This window comes from Kitasatospora sp. NPDC022856 (assembly GCF_055561235.1).
Genome location: NZ_JBVHHE010000011.1, coordinates 161,193 through 178,204, shown reverse-complemented (window position 1 = coordinate 178,204; position 17,012 = coordinate 161,193). Strand labels below are relative to the sequence as shown.

Annotated in this window: 12 protein-coding genes and 1 riboswitch; of the genes, 3 read left to right on the top strand and 9 right to left on the bottom strand. The window is 75.4% G+C overall.

Going from position 1 to position 17,012, the window contains the following annotated elements:
* Positions 1–30 precede the first annotated feature (30 nt).
* From ACZ34W_RS16300 to ACZ34W_RS16280, 5 genes are all read right to left on the bottom strand, one after another.
* Complete coding sequence (locus ACZ34W_RS16300) at positions 31–1,560, bottom strand: UDP-N-acetylglucosamine 1-carboxyvinyltransferase (RefSeq protein ID WP_465604525.1); 1,530 nt, start codon at positions 1,558–1,560, stop codon at positions 31–33.
* A gap of 118 nt (positions 1,561–1,678) precedes the next feature.
* A complete protein-coding gene (locus tag ACZ34W_RS16295; protein ID WP_465604522.1) occupies positions 1,679–2,821 on the bottom strand; it encodes a cobalt-precorrin-5B (C(1))-methyltransferase in 1,143 nt (380 codons plus the stop codon).
* Positions 2,822–2,923: 102 nt separating this feature from the next.
* The gene (locus ACZ34W_RS16290; RefSeq protein WP_329490697.1) at positions 2,924–4,438 is read right to left on the bottom strand and encodes a precorrin-2 C(20)-methyltransferase; all 1,515 of its coding nucleotides are present in this window, start codon (positions 4,436–4,438) and stop codon (positions 2,924–2,926) included.
* A complete protein-coding gene (locus tag ACZ34W_RS16285) occupies positions 4,435–5,061 on the bottom strand; it encodes a precorrin-8X methylmutase (RefSeq protein WP_329490696.1) in 627 nt (208 codons plus the stop codon). Before ACZ34W_RS16285 ends, ACZ34W_RS16290 begins: the two co-directional genes overlap by 4 nt.
* Positions 5,058–6,269 carry a hypothetical protein gene (locus ACZ34W_RS16280; RefSeq protein WP_465604517.1) on the bottom strand — a complete coding sequence of 404 codons (1,212 nt, stop codon included), beginning with the start codon at positions 6,267–6,269 and terminating at the stop codon, positions 5,058–5,060. The genes ACZ34W_RS16285 and ACZ34W_RS16280 overlap by 4 nt, the downstream gene beginning before the upstream one ends.
* Before the next feature lie 144 nt (positions 6,270–6,413).
* A riboswitch (cobalamin riboswitch) is annotated at positions 6,414–6,484 on the top strand.
* Between the two features lie 161 nt (positions 6,485–6,645).
* Between ACZ34W_RS16280 and cobN the strand changes: the two genes are divergently transcribed.
* Together cobN and lnt are read left to right on the top strand one after the other, a co-directional pair.
* Positions 6,646–10,260, top strand: a complete 3,615-nt coding sequence (gene cobN / locus ACZ34W_RS16275; RefSeq protein WP_465604514.1) for a cobaltochelatase subunit CobN — start codon at positions 6,646–6,648, stop codon at positions 10,258–10,260.
* 136 nt (positions 10,261–10,396) lie between these two features.
* The gene (lnt, locus tag ACZ34W_RS16270; RefSeq protein ID WP_465604511.1) at positions 10,397–11,959 is read left to right on the top strand and encodes an apolipoprotein N-acyltransferase; all 1,563 of its coding nucleotides are present in this window, start codon (positions 10,397–10,399) and stop codon (positions 11,957–11,959) included.
* A gap of 123 nt (positions 11,960–12,082) precedes the next feature.
* On the opposite strand, the gene ACZ34W_RS16265 is transcribed toward lnt, so the two are convergent.
* A complete protein-coding gene (locus ACZ34W_RS16265; protein WP_465604508.1) occupies positions 12,083–12,850 on the bottom strand; it encodes a VOC family protein in 768 nt (255 codons plus the stop codon).
* Positions 12,847–13,770 carry an NADP-dependent oxidoreductase gene (locus ACZ34W_RS16260; protein WP_465604505.1) on the bottom strand — a complete coding sequence of 308 codons (924 nt, stop codon included), beginning with the start codon at positions 13,768–13,770 and terminating at the stop codon, positions 12,847–12,849. Before ACZ34W_RS16260 ends, ACZ34W_RS16265 begins: the two co-directional genes overlap by 4 nt.
* 251 nt (positions 13,771–14,021) lie before the next feature.
* Between ACZ34W_RS16260 and ACZ34W_RS16255 the strand changes: the two genes are divergently transcribed.
* On the top strand, positions 14,022–15,266 hold the full coding sequence (locus ACZ34W_RS16255; RefSeq protein ID WP_465604502.1) for an amidohydrolase: 1,245 nt from the start codon (positions 14,022–14,024) through the stop codon (positions 15,264–15,266).
* 30 nt (positions 15,267–15,296) lie between these two features.
* Here the strand turns inward: ACZ34W_RS16255 and ACZ34W_RS16250 are convergent, their stop codons facing one another.
* Positions 15,297–15,800: a DinB family protein gene (locus ACZ34W_RS16250; protein ID WP_352292511.1), complete on the bottom strand. Its 504-nt coding sequence runs from the start codon at positions 15,798–15,800 to the stop codon at positions 15,297–15,299.
* Positions 15,801–15,880: 80 nt separating this feature from the next.
* Positions 15,881–16,750, bottom strand: a complete 870-nt coding sequence (locus tag ACZ34W_RS16245) for an AraC family transcriptional regulator (protein ID WP_465604708.1) — start codon at positions 16,748–16,750, stop codon at positions 15,881–15,883.
* Between the last annotated feature and the right edge of the window lie 262 nt (positions 16,751–17,012).

The window sequence follows — 17,012 nt, the reverse complement described above, 5'->3', positions numbered from 1 at the left end:
GACGGGTGAGGCCGGCCGGCGGGCGGTCCGTCAGATGTCGCGGAAGGTCTCGATCTGGGCGCCGATCGAGTTGAGGCGCTCGGCGAGGTCCTCGTAGCCGCGGTTGATGACGTACACGTTGCGCAGCACCGAGGTGCCCTTCGCGGCGAGCATCGCGAGCAGGATCACCACGGCCGGGCGCAGCGCGGGCGGGCAGACCATCTCGGCGGCGCGCCAGCGGGTCGGGCCCTGGACGAGCACCCGGTGCGGGTCGAGCAGCTTGATGTCCGCGCCGAGCCGGGTGAGTTCGGTCAGGTAGATGGCGCGGTTGTCGTACACCCAGTCGTGGATCATCGTGGTGCCGTTGGCGGCCGCGGCGATCGCGGCGAAGAACGGCACGTTGTCGATGTTGATGCCGGGGAACGGCATCGGGTGGATGGTGTCGACCGGCGCGGTCAGCTTGGAGGGGCGCACGGTGAGGTCGACCAGCCGGGTGTAGCCGTTGTGGGCCCGGTACTCGGAGGTGCGGTCGTAGTCGAGGCCCATCCCCTCCAGCACCGCGAGCTCGATCTCCAGGAACTCGATCGGCACCCGGCGGATCGTCAGCTCGGAGGAGGTGACCACCGCGGCGGCGAGCAGGCTCATCGCCTCCACCGGGTCCTCGGCCGGGGTGTAGTCGACGTCGCGGGTGATCTCGGGGACGCCGTGCACGGTGAGGGTGGTGGTGCCGATGCCCTCGATCTTCACGCCCAGCCGCTCCAGGAAGAAGCAGAGGTCCTGGACCATGTAGTTGGGGGAGGCGTTGCGGATGACGCTGACGCCGTCGTGCCGGGCGGCGGCGAGCAGGGCGTTCTCGGTGACGGTGTCGCCGCGCTCGGTCAGCACGATCGGCCGGTCCATCGGCGCGCCGGGCTGGACGGAGGCGTGGTAGGCGCCGGAGGTGGTGGCGACCTCCAGGCCGAAGCGGCGCAGCGCGGTCAGGTGCGGCTGGACGGTGCGGGTGCCGAGGTCGCAGCCGCCCGCGTAAGGGATGGCGAAGCGGTCGGCGCGGTGCATCAGCGGGCCGAGGAACATCAGCACGCTGCGGGTGCGGCGGGCGGCCTCGACGTCCATCGCCGCGAGGTCGAGCTCGGCGGGCGGGGTGAGTTCGAGGTCGCGGCCCTCGTTGGTCCAGCGGCTCTTGACGCCGATGCTGGTGAGCACTTCGAGGATCCGGTACACCTCCTCGATCCGGGCGACCTGGCGGATCGTGGTGCGGCCGGTGGTCAGCAGCGAGGCGCAGAGGATCGCGACGCAGGCGTTCTTGCTGCTGCGGACGTCGATCGCGCCGGAGAGCTGGGTGCCGCCGGCGACCCGAAGGTGCATCGGGCCGGCGTAGCCGAGGGAGACGATCTCGCTGTCGAGGGCTTCGCCGATGCGGGCGATCATCTCAAGACTGACGTTCTGCTTGCCCTGTTCGATGCGGTTGACCGCGCTCTGGCTGGTGCCGAGGGCCTCGCCGAGCTGGGCCTGGGACCAACCACGGTGCTGACGCGCGGTGCGGATGAGGGTGCCGATACGGGTGAGGTAGTCGCCTGTCACTCGCCAGACCATATCTCATGCTTGAGATAGCAACAGGGTCGGGGGCGGGCAATGCATCACCTTTGTCCATTTCTGCTCCGGATTGACGAGGCATCGGCACACCACCGCCACACTCCTGTTACGGATCCGGCGCCCCGCGACCTCGTGGGCCGAGCGGTTCCGCCCGGCCCACGATCGTGCCGGCCCGGTCGATGCAGATGACGTCCACCGCGACCGGCGAGCCGACCAGCACCCCGAGCGCGGTGGCCCGGGCCGCCTCGGCGACGAGATCACCGAGCGGAACGCCGGCCGCGCGGCAGAGCTGGACCGCCTCCAGGGCCGTGTTGGCGGCCGCGACCGCCGCGACCAGCTCGGGCCCGGCGCCGCCGGTGCGGGCCAGGCCCGCCAGGTAGCCCTGGTCGACCTGGGAGCGGGCCGAGTGCAGGTCCAGATGACCGGCGGCCAGCTTGGAGAGCTTGGCGAAGCCGCCCGCGACCGTCAGCCGCGGCACCGGGTGGCGCTTCAGGTACTTGAGCACCGCCCCGGCGAAGTCGCCCATGTCGAGCAGCGCGTCCTCGGGCAGGCCGTGCACGGTGGCGGCCACCTTCTCCGAGGTCGAACCGGTGCAGCCCGCGACATGGGTGCGCCCGGCGGCCCGGGCCACGTCCACCCCGCGCCGGATGGAGTCGATCCAGGCGGAGCAGGAGTAGGGGACGACGATCCCGGTCGTGCCGAGGATCGAGAGCCCGCCGAGGATGCCCAGGCGCGGGTTCCAGGTGGAGCGGGCGATCTCCTCGCCGTGGTCCACCGAGACCTCCACCACGACGTCCCCGCCGCCGCCGAACTCGGCCGCCACCTCGGCGACCGCGTCCCGGATCATCTGCCGGGGCACCGGGTTGACGGCCGGCTCGCCGACGGCCAGCGGCAGTCCGGCCTTGGTGACCGTCCCGACGCCGGGACCGGCCCGGAACACCACCCCGCTGCCCGGCTCCCCCGCCCACACCGTCGAGCGGATCAGCGCACCGTGCGTCACGTCCGGATCGTCCCCGGCGTCCTTCACCACCGCGGCCATCGCCCGGTCGGCCGCCCGCTCCTCCGCCGCCAGCGCGAAGCCGGGCCGCTGCCCCTTCGGCAGGGTGATCACCACCGGATCCGGGAAGGCCCCGGTCAGCAGCGCCTGGTAGGCCGCCTTGGTCGCCGCCGTCGCACAGGCGCCCGTCGTCCACCCGGGCCGAAGCCCGCTGCTCCTCAGCTGCCCGGCCCGTCCACCGACCTCCGCCACGCCGCCCGCTCCTCACCTCGCGCGGACCTTCGAACCGGCCCGCCGGCCTCCATCGTCCCCGGCCGCCCTCCTCCCCGCCGCGGGCGGGGAGGAGGGCGGGGCTCACGCCTCCGGGTAGCGGCGGGGCGTCCAGACCACCTGGGTGCCGTTGCCGCGCCGGACGGCCCGGGTCTGGGAGGAGCCGATCAGCAGGATGGTGCGCATGTCGACCTCGGCGGGGTCGAGGTCGCCGAGGCGGACGGTGCGCACGCGCTCGGTCGGGCCGCCGACGTCGCGGGCCATCACCACCGGCGTCCCGGGGTCGCGGTACTCCAGCAGCAGGTCCCGGGTCAGGCCGACCTGGGTGGTGCGGGACTGCGAACCGGGGTTGTACAGGGCCAGCACCAGGTCGGCCTCGGCCGCCGCGCGCAGCCGCTTGGCGACCACCTCCCAGGGCTTGAGGCGGTCGGAGAGCGAGACCACCGCGTAGTCGTGGCCGAGCGGGGCGCCGGCCCGGGAGGCGGCGGCGTGGGCGGCCGTCATCCCCGGCACGATCCGGACCGGGACGTCGCCGTAGGCGTCCTCGCAGGCGACCTCCAGGACGGCGGTGGCCATCGCGAAGACGCCCGGGTCGCCGGAGGAGACCACCGCGACGTGGTGCCCGCGCCGGGCGAGGTCCAGTGCGAACTCGGCCCGCTCGGACTCCACCTTGTTGTCGGAGCCGTGGCGCTGCTGGCCGGGGCGCTCGGGCACCCGGTCCAGGTAGGTGGTGTAGCCGACCAGGTCGGTGGCGGCGGCGAGGGCGCCGCGCGCCTCGGGGGTGAGCCAGAGCGGGCCGGCCGGGCCGGTGCCGATGACCGTCACGCTGCCGGGGCCCGCGGCCGGCGGGCCCGGCCGCTCCAGCGGCGCGACCTTGCTGGGCAGCACGGCGACCGAGAAGTAGGGGACGCTCTCGGGGTCGACGTCGGCCAGCGGGCCGGTGCGCTCGCCCGCCATGAAGGCCCGCTCGACGTACTGGGCGTCGGCCAGCCGGCCGGCCCGCTCCAGGGCGCGGCGGACGGCGGGGAAGGTGCGGCCCAGCTTCATGATGACGGCGGAGTCGGCGGAGGCGATCCGCGCGGTCAGCTCCTCCTCGGGCAGCGTGCCCGGGATGACGGTGAGCGTCTCCTCCGCCTCGGTGAGCGGCGCCCCGAGCCGGGCGGCGGCGGCGCTGACCGAGGTCACGCCGGGGACCACCTCGGTGGGGTAGCGGTGCGCGAGGCGCTTGTGCATGTGCTGGTAGGAGCCGTAGAAGAGCGGGTCCCCCTCGGCGAGCACCACCACGCTGCGGCCGGCGTCGAGGTGGGCGGCCAGCCGGTCGGCGGCCTCCTGGTAGAAGTCGTCCAGCGCGCCCCGGTAGCCGCCCGGGTGGTCGGTGGTCTCGACGGTGAGCGGGTAGACCAGCTTCTCCTCGATCTGACCGCCCGTCAGGTAGCGCTCGGCGATGGACCGGGCGATCGACCGGCCGTGCCGGGCGCTGTGGTACGCCACCACGTCGGCCTTGCCGATGAGTTCGGCGGCGCGGACGGTGACCAGCGAAGGGTCTCCCGGGCCGAGCCCGACCCCGTACAGCCGGCCGGTCTGCTGAGCGTCCGTCACTCTTCCTCACTCGCAATCGCGTTGATGGCCGCCGCGGCCATGGCACTGCCGCCCCGCCGGCCGCGCACCACCAGGTGCTCCAGGCCGGACGGGTGCGCCGCCAGGGCCTCCTTGGACTCGGCGGCGCCGATGAAGCCCACCGGGACGCCGATCACCGCGGCCGGGCGCGGCGCGCCCGCCTCGATCAGCTCCAGCAGCCGGAACAGCGAGGTCGGCGCGTTGCCGACGGCGACCACCGCGCCCTCCAGCCGGGGCAGCCACAGCTCCATCGCGGCGGCGCTGCGGGTGTTGCCCATCCGCCGGGCCAGCTCGGGCACCGACGGGTCGGTGAGGGTGCAGATGACCTCGTTGCCGGCGGGCAGCCGCTTGCGGGTGACACCGCTGGCGACCATGTTCACGTCGCAGAGGATCGGCGCCCCGGCGCGCAGCGCGGCGCGGGCGGAGGCGACCGCGCCCGGCGAGTACACCAGGTCCTCGACCAGGTCGGTCATGCCGCAGGCATGGATCATCCGCACCGCGACCTGGGCCACGTCGGCGGGCAGGGCGGCGAGGTCGGCCTCGGCCCGGATGGTGGCAAAGGACTGGCGGTAGATGGACGCGCCGTCCTTCTCGTACTCGATCACTTCGTGGTCCTCCTGGCCTCGGCGACCGCCTCGGCCGTCTCCTCGTTCGTCACGTCCACGGCCGCCCCGGCGGCTGCCGGACCGTTCACCGTCACCCGGTAGCCCTGCCCGGTGGCGAGCACGTCCACCCACCGCCCGGCCGGGTGGCCGCAGCGCCGTTCACAGCCCGACCAGTGCACGGGCAGGCCCCCCGTCCCGGCCGCCTCCAGGGCGCGCGCGGCGTCGGCCCGGACGTCGGCCCTGGACGACCCGCAACCGGGCAGCCCGGTACAGGCGGTGGCCCGCTCCCAGGCGGCTCCGGGCGCGGTCCGGAAGCCGGCCGCCGCCAGGCCGGCGAGCCGCCCGGGGGCGGCGCCGGGCAGCACCGCACCGCGCCACGGGGTGAGCCGCAGCTCCCCCTCGGCGGCGTCGACCAGCGCCCGCCACTGCGCGCCGGAGGCGGAGCCGAACCGCAGGGCGACCGAGAGGCCGCCGGGCACCGCGCCGAGCGGCGGCGGCGTACCGGCGAACGCCGGCAGCTTCACCGAACCCGGCGGCACCAGGTCGGGTACGTCCCGCAGGTGCCACGCCTCGCGGCCGGTGGCGCGCAGCACGGCCACGAAGTCCCGGGCGACCGCCAGCGCCGTGTCGACGGCCCGCTCGGCGGGGACGGGCCGGGCGGTGTCCGCGCGGGCGAGGCGCAGCAGCGCGCTGCCGTCCGGGCCTGCGATCAACGTCACATCGGCGTTCAGGGCGGCCACGTCGCCGCGTCCGTCGTCCAGGGCGAACAGGAACTTGCCGGAGAGGGCGGCCGCCCAGGGGCTCGCGCACAGCTTCGCGTCCAGTTCGCGCGCCCAGGCCCGGACGTCGGCGAAGCCGCCGGCCGGGCCCGGCGAGGCGACGATGTTGCGGACCCGCTCATGGGTGTCGGAGGGCAGCAGCCCGACCGCCCGCAGCCGCCCGCCGAGTTCGGCGCCGCACTCCGAAGCCAGGCCCCGCAGCTGGACGTTGCCGCGCGAGGTGATCTCCAGGTGGCCGTCGCCCAGCGACTCGGCGGCCCCGGCCAGGGCCAGCGCCTGATCCTCCGTCAGCAGTCCGCCGGGCAGCCGGACCCGGGCCAGGGCGCCGTCGGCAGCGGTGTGCAGACGAAGCGCCCCCGGGCAGGCGTCCTCGCGGCCCCGGCCGGTCACGGCGGGGGCCGGCGCGGTCGCGTCGGGTGTGGGTGGCATGGCCGCGAGCATACAGATGATCCGATCGCTTGCCGCTGTCCCGCGGGTCACACTCTCGGCCGCTCTCCCCCTGGTCAGCCGCACCCCGTACGATGCTGCCGGGCGGCCCCGCGGGGCCGTCCGCACGCCAGCGACGGCGCAGGGGAGGAAGCCGGTGCAAACCCGGTGCGGTCCCGCCACTGTGACCACGGTTCAACCGTGGGAGCCAGGAACTCCTGCCGTCCTCCACCGGCCCGGGGCGCGGACCCCGAGGAAGGCTTGACGCCATGCGCCGCCGCATGCCCGCGACCCCGCCGTCGCACGTGCCTCCACGGGCGACCCCGTCGTCGCCCGTGACCTTGCCCTTGCCCGCCATCGAGGCCGGGAGGGCCTTCGCATGATCCTGCTGCTGTCGACGTCAGACACCGACCTGCTCAGTGCCCGGGCCGCCGAGGGCCCCGTCCCGTACCGCCTCGGCAACCCGGCCCGGCTCTCGCCCGAGGAGCTGCCCGCCCTGCTGGAGGGCGTCGAACTGGTCGTGGTGCGCCTGCTCGGCGGGCGCCGCGCCTGGCAGGAGGGCCTGGACGCGCTGCTGGCCGGCCCCCGCCCGGTGATCGTGCTCACCGGCGAGCAGGCGCCGGACGCCCAGCTGATGGAGCTGTCGACCGTCCCGGCCGGCATCGCGGCCGAGGCGCACGCCTACCTCGCCCACGGCGGCGCCGCCAACCTGGCCGAGCTGGGCGCCTTCCTCTCCGACACGGTGCTGCTCACCGGCCACGGCTTCGCCCCGCCCGCCTCCGCCCCCGCCTGGGGACCGCTGGAGCGCGAGGCCCGGACGACCGAGGGCCCGATCGTCGCGGTGCTCTACTACCGCGCCCACCACATGAGCGGGAACACCGCCTTCGTCGACACCCTCTGCCGGGCGATCGAGGACCAGGGCGCGCGCGCCAGGGCGTACTACTGCGCCTCGCTGCGCGGCGCCGAGCCGGAGCTGCTGGCCGCGCTGGGCGAGGCCGACGCGCTGGTCACCACCGTGCTGGCCGCCGGCGGCACCCGCCCGGCCGACGCGCAGGCCGGCGGCGACGAGGAGGCCTGGGACGCCGGCGCGCTGGCCGCGCTGGACCGCCCGATCCTCCAGGCGCTCTGCCTCACCTGGTCGCGCGCGCAGTGGGAGGCCAGCGACGACGGCCTCTCCCCGCTGGACACCGCCACCCAGATCGCCGTCCCGGAGTTCGACGGCCGGCTGATCAGCGTCCCGTTCTCCTTCAAGGAGCTGGACGAGGACGGCCTCACCGTCTACGCGGCCGACCCCGAGCGCGCCGCCCGGGTCGCCGGCACCGCCGTCCGGCACGCCCGGCTGCGGCACATCCCGGCCGCCGAGCGGCGGCTGGCGCTGGTGCTGTCCGCGTACCCGACCAAGCACGCCCGGGTCGGCAACGCCGTCGGCCTGGACACCCCGGCCAGCGCGATGCGCCTGCTGGCGCGGCTGCGCGCGGAGGGCATGGACCTCGGCTCGGACCTGCCGGGGCTGGACACCGTCCCCGAGAACATGCACGAGGGCGACGCGCTGATCCACGCGCTGATCGCGGCCGGCGGCTACGACCAGGACTGGCTCACCGAGGACCAGCTGGCCCGCAACCCGGTCCGCATCCCGGCCGCCGACTACCGCCGCTGGTACGCGACCCTCCCCGAGGCCCTGCGCACCCGCGTCGAGGAGCACTGGGGCCCGGCCCCCGGCGAGCTCTACGTCGACCGCTCGCAGAACCCGGACGGCGACATCGTGCTGGCCGCGGTCCGCTCCGGCAACCTGCTGGTGCTGATCCAGCCGCCGCGCGGCTTCGGCGAGAACCCGGTCGCGATCTACCACGACCCCGACCTCCCGCCCTCGCACCACTACCTGGCCGCGTACCGCTGGATCGCGGCCGCGCGGCAGGACGGCGGGTTCGGCGCCGACGCCGTGATCCACCTCGGCAAGCACGGCAACCTGGAGTGGCTGCCCGGCAAGACCGCCGCGCTCTCCGCCGAGTGCGGACCGGACGCCGTCCTCGGCGACCTCCCGCTGATCTACCCGTTCCTGGTCAACGACCCGGGCGAGGGCACCCAGGCCAAGCGCCGCGCCCACGCCACCCTGGTCGACCACCTCGTCCCGCCGATGGCCCGCGCCGACTCCTACGGCGACATCGCGCGGCTGGAGCAGCTGCTCGACGAGCACTCCAACATCGCCGCGATGGACCCGGCCAAGCTGCCCGCGATCCGGGCCCAGATCTGGACGCTGATCCAGGCCGCCAAGCTCGACCACGACCTCGGCCTGGACGAGCGCCCCGAGGACGACGGCTTCGACGACTTCCTGCTGCACGTCGACGGCTGGCTCTGCGAGATCAAGGACGCCCAGATCCGGGACGGCCTGCACGTCCTCGGCCAGGCGCCGACCGGCACCGACCGGGTCAACATCGTGCTCGCCATCCTGCGCGCCCGGCAGATCTGGGGCGGCGTCAGCGCCCTGCCCGGCCTGCGCGAGGCGCTCGGCCTGGACGAGGCCGCGCTGACGCTGGGCGCCACCGACGCGGCCGAGGCCCAGGCGCGCGCGCTGGTCGAGGCGATGGAGGCCGAGGACTGGGCGCCGGAGGCCGTCGAGAAGGTCGCCGCCGGACTGCCGGCCGCCGTCGCCGACGTGCTCGCCTTCGCCGCCACCCAGGTGGTGCCGCGCCTGGCGGCCACCACCGACGAGCTCGACGCCGTGCTGCACGCGCTCGGTGGCGGCTTCGTCCCGGCCGGGCCCTCGGGCTCGCCGCTGCGCGGCCTGGTCAACGTGCTGCCGACCGGCCGCAACTTCTACTCGGTCGACCCGAAGGCCGTGCCCAGCAAGCTCGCCTGGGAGACCGGCCAGGCGCTGGCGGCCTCCCTCGTCGAGCGCTACCGCGCCGACAACGACGGCGCCTGCCCGCCCTCGGTCGGGCTCTCGCTCTGGGGCACCAGCGCGATGCGCACCGCCGGCGACGACATCGCCGAGGCCTTCGCGCTGCTGGGCGTGCGCCCGGTCTGGGACGACGCCTCGCGCCGGGTCACCGGCCTGGAGGCGATCTCCCTGGAGGAGCTGGGCCGCCCGCGGATCGACGTCACCCTGCGCATCTCCGGCTTCTTCCGGGACGCCTTCCCGCACGTGGTCGCCCTGCTGGACGACGCGGTGCGCCTGGCCGCCGCCCAGGAGGAGGACGCCGCGGACAATTACGTCCGCGCCCACGTCCAGGCCGACCTCGCCGTGCACGGCGACGAGCGCAAGGCCACCGTCCGCGTCTTCGGCTCCCGCCCGGGCACCTACGGCGCAGGTCTGCTCCAGCTGATCGACAGCCGCGACTGGCGCACCGACGCCGACCTCGCCGAGGTGTACACGGTCTGGGGCGGCTACGCGTACGGTCGCGGCCTGGACGGGCGGCCGGCCCGCGAGGAGATGGAGACGGCGTACAAGCGGATCACCGTCGCCGCGAAGAACACCGACACCCGCGAGCACGACATCGCCGACTCGGACGACTACTTCCAGTACCACGGCGGCATGGTGGCCACCGTGCGGGCGCTCACCGGCAAGGCCCCGACCGCCTACATCGGCGACTCGACCCGCCCGGAGACCGTCCGCACCCGCACCCTGACCGAGGAGGCGGCCCGGGTGTTCCGCGCCCGGGTCGTCAACCCGCGGTGGATGGAGGCGATGCGCCGCCACGGCTACAAGGGCGCCTTCGAGATGGCGGCCACCGTCGACTACCTCTTCGGCTACGACGCCACCACCGGCGTGGTCGCCGACTGGATGTACGAGAAGCTGACCCAGGAGTACGTCCTCGACCCGGTGAACCGCGAGTTCCTGGCCGACGCCAACCCCTGGGCGCTGCACGGCATCAGCGAGCGCCTGCTGGAGGCGGCCGAGCGCGGTCTCTGGGAGCAGCCCGACCCGGAGCTGATCGAGCAGCTCCAGGCCGCCTTCCTGGAGACCGAGGGCGACCTGGAGGGCGACGAGGGCTGACGGGCGCCGACGAGGCCTGACGGGCGCTCGGAAGTCCCGGGCCGGTTTCTCCCGGGGCCTGTCCTGCCAGGGGCCTTCACCCATTCGGGTGACAGGACCCTGGCAGTGATCGCCGCTGAAGCGGACAATACGGGGCATGTCCCGCCGCCTCACGCTGCCCCGGCCCGCCCTCCGGGCGCCCACCCCTCCGGACCGTGCCGTCCGGGCCCACCGCTACCGCGTGCGGGGGGCCGCCCTGACCGCCGGGGCGCTGCCGGTGTTCGCCTTCCCGGCCCCCGGGCTGGCCGCGCTCGCCTGGGTCGCCCTGGTGCCCGGCCTGCTGCTGATGCAGCGGGCGCCGAGCGCCCGGGAGGCCGCCGTCCGGGGCTGGTGGTTCGGCGCGGGGTTCATCCTCACCGGGATGTACTGGCTGATCCCCTCCATCGGCCCGGCGCTGCCGCTGCTCGCGGTGGTCTTCGGCGTGCTCCAGGCCGGGGTCGGCCTCGCCGTCCACCGGCTGCTGCACCCGCCGCTGACCGCCCGGCGCGCGCTGACCGCCCTGGCCGTCGTCCCCGCGGTCTGGCTGACCACCGAGTACGCCCGCTCGTGGCACGCCCTCGGCGGCCCGTGGGCGCTGCTCGGCGCCACCCAGTGGCGGCACCCGGCCGTCCTGGCGCTGGCCTCGGCCGGCGGGATCTGGCTGGTCAGCGCGGCCGTGGTGGCCGTGAACACCGGTGTGCTGATCGTGCTGACCGCCACCGGGTGGCGGCCGCGCGCCCTGGCGGCGCTGGCCACCGTGCTGGTGCTGGCGGCCGGACCGCTGCTGTTCGCGCTGCGCGCCGCGCCCGCCGGCGCCGGAGCGGTCACCGTGGCCCTGGTCCAGCCCGGCATCGTCGAGGACCCGCAGGCCCGGTTCGAGGCGAGTGCCGCCGCCACCGCCGCCCTGGGCGGGCGGCCGGTCGACCTGATCGTCTGGGGCGAGAGCAGCACCACCGCCGACCTGGAGCGCGACCCGGCCGCCGCGGCCCGGCTGAGCCGGCTCTCCGCCGTTACCGGCGCCGAGATCCTGGCCGGGGAGGACGCCCGCAAGGCCGACGGGCGGATCTCCAAGGACGCGGTGCTGGTCTCCCCCGCCGGGACGGTCGACCGCTACCGCAAGATCCGGCTGGTGCCGTTCGGCGAGTACATCCCGCTGCGCCCGCTGCTGGGCTGGATCGCCGGCGTCAGCCGGGCGGCGGGCGAGAACCGGGCCCCGGGGAACGCGTTCCACGTCCTCCCCGCCACCGACCGCACGGGGGCGCCGCTACCGGTCGGGGCGCTGATCTGCTTCGAGTCGGCCTTCCCCGACATGTCCCGGACGGCCGCCCGGGACGGCGCCCGGGTGCTGGTCTACCAGTCCTCGACCTCGACCTTCCAGGACACCTGGGCGCCCGAGCAGCACGTCTCGCTGGCCGCCATCCGCGCCGCCGAGACCGGCCGGCCGGCCGTCCAGGCCTCGCTCACCGGGGTCTCGGCCGCGTTCGACGCGCAGGGCCGCGAGCTGGCCCGGTTCGGGACGGACCGCACCGGCGCGCTGACGGTGCGGCTGCCGCTCACCGCGCCGTCGACACTGACCTGGTACGACCGGATCGGTGACGTGGTGCCGGCCGCCGCCCTGCTGGTGACGGCGGGGGCGGTGCTGGCCGCCGGGCGCGGCCGGGTGCGCCGGGCGGCGCGGTAGCGGGGGCGGCGCTGACGCTGGGCGGCGCGGGGCGGTAGCGGGGCGGGGCGGTAGCGGGCGCGGCGCGGGGCGGGGCCTCGTTCCACGCCCGGCCGGCGCGGAAGGCCGACCGGGTGGGCGGGTTCAGCCCTCCGCGCCCGCCAGGTGCACCGCGAAGGCCGCGCCCTGCGGGTCGCGCAGCACGGCGACCCGGGGCCCGTCCGGCATCGAGGTGGGCGGCAGCAGGACGTCGGCGCCCAGGTTCCCGGCCCGGAAGGCGGTGACGTCCACGTCCGCGACCGCGAAGTAGGGCAGCCAGTGCGGCGGCACCTGCGGCGGGAACCGGTCGTCCATCGTCAGCATGCCGCCGAAGTCGGCGTCGGCCAGGCCCCACTGGGGGTAGACCTCGGACGGGCGGACCGTCCAGCCGAACACCGCCGGGTAGAACGACCGGGCGCCGTCCGGGTCCCGGGTGAGCAGTTCCACCCAGCCGAGCGCGCCCGGGTCGTTGAGCACCTCCAGGCCCGCCAGCGCGTGGCCCTGCCAGAGCCCGAACACCGCGCCGGACGGGTCGGCGGCGATCGCGAACCGGCCGAGACCGAGCGCCTCCGTCGGTCCGATGACGACGCTCCCGCCGGCCCCGGTGATCCGGGCGGCGGACGCGTCCGCGTCGTCGACCGCGAAGGAGACCGTCCAGGCCGTCGGCTGCCCCTCCCCGTAGAGCGGGGCGACGGCGGCGGCGATCCTGCCGTCCAGCTTCATGAAGGTGTAGTCGCCGGCCTCCGGCGGTGCGTCGAGGTCGGCGGCCCGCCAGCCGAACAGCTCGCCGTAGAACCGCTGGGCGCCCTCCGGGTCGGAGCTGCCGTGCTCCACCCAGCAGGGCCCGCCGACCGTCACCGTCCGCTGCTTCATCCCGCCTGCTCCCAGCCGATGTCGAGGATGAGTTTGCCGCGCGCGTGCCCGGACTCCACCAGCGCCAGTGCCTCGGCCGCGTGGGCCATCGGCTGCCGGCCGGTGAGGTGCACGTCGAGCTCGCCGGTCGCCGCCAGCGCGGCGAGGGCGGCGAGGCTCGCCGAGGTGGTGGCGCGGGTGACGAAACGCCCCCCGAGCTCCGCGACGGTGCCCGGATCGACGGTGGAGACCAGCTTCGAGCGGTCGGCCAGCGTCTCGGCCGCGGCCCGCAGGTCGGCCCCGCCGACCAGGTCGAGGATGCCGTCCACACCGTCCGGGGCGGCCGCCGCGATCCGCTCCGCCACGCCGTCGCCGTACCGCACCTGCACCGCGCCCAGCGACTCCACGTAGCCGCGGTTGGCGTCGCTCGCCGTGCCGACGACCCGGATGCCCCGGCTGCGGGCGATCTGCGCGGCCACGCTGCCCACGCCGCCCGCGACGCCGAGGATCAGCAGCGTCTGCCCGGCTCCCACGCCGACGTCCCGGAGCCCGTCGTCGGCCGTCGCGGCCGCCACCGGGAGGGTCGCCGCCTCGGCGAACCCGAGCGCGGCGGGCTTGACCGCGCTCATCGCCGCGAGCAGCAGGGTCTGCTCCGCGAAGGCGCCCGCCGCCGCGATCCCGAACACCTCGTCCCCGGGGGTGAACCCCGTGACGTCCGGGCCGATCCGCTCGACCACGCCCGCCGCCTCCTGGCCCAGCACGGCGGGCAGCTCGCGGTCCCGCCCGAGGAGTCCCCGGCGGATCTTCCAGTCCACCGGGTTCACCCCGGCCGCCCGGACGCTGACCGCCAGCTGGCCCGGGCCGGGCTCCAGCACCGGCCGGTCCAGGAACTCCTGAGTCTCCGGCCCGCCGTAGTCGACGAACCCGAACGCCTTGACCATCCTCGATCCACTCCTCCGCTGGCTCCCTCCCCCGCCCCAGCATGCGGCCCGCCCCGGCCCCGGTCCGCCGCTGCTGCGCCGAACGGGCGTGCGGGGCGTCGGCGGGAGCCCGTGTGCACGCCGATCGAGCGGTGCCGGGACCGGCCGCCGGGCGGCGCACCACCGTCACCATGCCGAGCGGGAGTTGACGCGTGGCACCGTCGTCGGGTTGGTTGGGGTCGCCGACCGACCCCGCCGAACCGGGAGGGCCCATGACCACCCCCACCAGCGCCCCCACCAGCGCCGACACCACCGCCACCGTCTTCCGCGACGTCCGGCCGCACGGCTCGGCCGCGCCCGTCGAGCTGATCGCCGTCGGCGGACTGCTGGTCGACCGGGTCCCCGAGGGCGCGCGGGTCGAGGTCGTGGAGGGCCGCGGACGGATCGCGCTGCCGACCCTGGTGGACGCGCACATCCACCCCGACAAGACCGCCTGGGGCGAACCCTGGTACAGCCGGCGCCCGGCGCGCGGCCTGCCGGAGTACGTCCGGGGCGACGTCGAGCTGTACGAGCACCAGCGCACCCCGCTCGCCGAGCGGGCCGAGCGGCTCCTCGCGCACGCGGTGACCCGGGGCACCCGGGCGGTGCGGGCCCATGTGGACGTGGCACCCGCGTACGGCCTGGCGGGCGTGGAGGGGCTGGTGGCCGCCCGGGAGCGACTGGGCGCGGCGCTGGACGTCCAGGTGGTGGCCTTCCCGCAGCACGGGGTGCGCCGGACGCCGGGCGCGGGGGCGCTGCTCGCGGAGGCGGCGGCGAGCGGGCTGATCGACGCGGTCGGCGGCATCGACCCGGCCGGGTTCGACGGAGCCGGGGGCGAGGGCTTCGCGGGCGAGGGGCCGTCGCAGCTCGACCAGGTCTTCGGCCTCGCCGAGCGGTACGGCCTCCCCCTCGACATCCATCTGCACGACACCGGCGAGCGCGGCCTCGCCCCGCTGCACGACATCGCCGCCCGGACGAAGGCCGCCGGGCTGCAGGGCAGGGTGGTGGTCAGCCACGCCTTCTGCGTGCCGGAGCTGTCCGGCGGCCCGCTCGACGCCCTGGCCGAGCTGCTGGCCGGGGCCGGCATCGGGCTCACCACCGTCGCGCCGTCCGCCCACCAGGTGCTGCCCTTCCGGAAGTTGGCGGCGCACGGCGTGCGGGTCGGGCTCGGCTCGGACGGCGTGCGGGACTCCTGGAGCCCGTTCGGCAACGCCGACATGCTGCACCGGGCCCACCTGCTCGGCTGGACCACCGACGCACGGACCGACGCGGAGCTCACCGAGTGCTTCGCCCTCGCGGCCGGCGGCGGCGCCGACCTGCTGGGCCTGCCCGCCGCCGACCTCGCCCCGGGTTCGCCGGCCGACTTCATGCTGCTGACGGGCGAGTGCCTGCCCCAGGTGGTGGTCGACCTGCCCGAGCGCGAACTGGTCGTCCGGGCCGGGCGGGTGGTGGCCCGGGACGGCCGCTTCCTGGGCTGACCCGGGGCCGGCGCTCCCGCTCCCGGGCCGTCAGCCCCGGTTGTGGTCCCCCGTCCGCCCGTCGATCAGCTCGCGCAGGATGTCCATGTGGCCCGCGTGCCGAGCGGTCTCGGTCGCCATGTGGATCAGCACCCAGCGCAGCGACACCTGGTCGCCGAACCAGGCCCGGCCCAGGTCGTCGAGCTCGAACTCCTCGATGACCTGGTCGGCACTGGCCCGGGCGCGGGCGTAGAAGGTCAGCAGATCGGCGGTGGACTCGTCCGGGCGCACCCGCAGGTCGGACTGCTCGTCCTCGGCGAGGTCGAACGGCAGCGGGCCGGTGTCCCGGCCGAACGTCCGGCAGAACCAGCCGAGTTCGACCCCGCCGAGGTGCTTGACCAGCCCCAGCAGCGTCGTCCCGGACGCCGTCATCGGCCGGCGCAGCTGCTCGTCGTCCAGCCCCTCCAGCTTCCACAGCACCGCGTCGCGGTGCCGGTCGAGCGCAACGAACAGACTCTCCTTCTCGGCCCCCTGGAAGGGCACACGCTTCGTCATGCGCGGACCCTAACAGGCGGCCGGGCCGACGGGACCGTCAACGTCCCATCGGCCCGGCCCAGTTCACCATGCGGCAGGGTTCACCGGGCGACCCGCTCCACGCCGGTCCACAGCTGAGCCTCGGCGACGCCGTCGGCCAGGAAGCGGGTGCGCAGGATCTCCGGCCCCGGCCGGGTCTCGTAGGGGTTGGACGGGAACCACTGGGTGTAGACGTCCCGCCACATCTCCTGGAGCGCCTGCGGGAACGCCCCGGTGACGGAGAAGACGGCCCAGGTCCCGGCCGGCACCTCCCGCACGTCCAGATCCTCCGGCACGACGACGTCCGCCCCCGCCACCACCGCGTGGTAGTAGTCGAGTTCGACGCCCTCCTCCCGGCTGTCCGAGAAGAACTCGGTGACCGAGACGACGCCGTCCGGCTCCTGGTCCGAGAGGGCCGTGATCCGGTCGACGACCTCCGGTGCGATCCCCCGGATGAACGCCGCGATGGCCGGATTCACCCCCTCGTGGACGAGCGGGACCCGGGCCCGCCGACCGACCACCCGGAACCCGGGCTTCTCCACGATGCGGTATTCCATACTGCTGCTCCCTTCGACGACGAGTCGGAAGGACATCCGGGGCTGGGACCGCAGCACCACGCCGCCGCGCCGGGCCTCACCCGGTCCGACGCCGTGCATCGCCCGGAACGCCCGGGCGAACGCCTCCCCCGAGGTGTAGCCGTACCGGACCGCCACGTCGAGCAGCGTCCGCTCACCGGCCAGCACCTCGGCCCCGGCCACGGTCAGCCGCCGCCGCCGCACGTACTCCGACAACGGCATCCCGGCCAGCGCGGAGAACATCCGCCGGAAGTGGTACTCCGACGTCCGCGCGATCCGCGCCAGCTCACCCACGTCGATCACCCCGTCCAGGTGCTCCTCGACGTACTCCATGGCCCGGTTGACCTGCTCCAGCACCCCGACCCCGTCCTTCCCTCTCACTGCCCACCACCGTAGGAACCCCCCACCCTCCCCCACCCGACAACCTGTGCCCGCTCCGGTCGGGTCCGGGAGCGGGCCGGCGGAGCCGAAGCAGGGTTCCACGCCGGTGACCAGGCTGCCGTAGCGCTCGACCGTGGAGCGGCTCGCGCCGGACCACGCCCGGCGCTCGGGCTCCGCAATCCGCTCGACGTGCGGGTACCGACCGGCTCGGTTCGGGCCCGGGACCCGCGGATCAAAA

Excerpts from the sequence above, each read along its gene's own strand:
- ACZ34W_RS16280 (WP_465604517.1), bottom strand. The coding sequence starts at position 6,269 with ATGCCACCCACACCCGACGCGACCGCGCCGGCCCCCGCCGTGACCGGC.
- cobN (WP_465604514.1), top strand. The coding sequence starts at position 6,646 with ATGATCCTGCTGCTGTCGACGTCAGACACCGACCTGCTCAGTGCCCGG.
- lnt (WP_465604511.1), top strand. The coding sequence starts at position 10,397 with ATGTCCCGCCGCCTCACGCTGCCCCGGCCCGCCCTCCGGGCGCCCACC.
- ACZ34W_RS16265 (WP_465604508.1), bottom strand. The coding sequence starts at position 12,850 with ATGAAGCAGCGGACGGTGACGGTCGGCGGGCCCTGCTGGGTGGAGCAC.
- ACZ34W_RS16260 (WP_465604505.1), bottom strand. The coding sequence starts at position 13,770 with ATGGTCAAGGCGTTCGGGTTCGTCGACTACGGCGGGCCGGAGACTCAG.
- ACZ34W_RS16255 (WP_465604502.1), top strand. The coding sequence starts at position 14,022 with ATGACCACCCCCACCAGCGCCCCCACCAGCGCCGACACCACCGCCACC.
- ACZ34W_RS16250 (WP_352292511.1), bottom strand. The coding sequence starts at position 15,800 with ATGACGAAGCGTGTGCCCTTCCAGGGGGCCGAGAAGGAGAGTCTGTTC.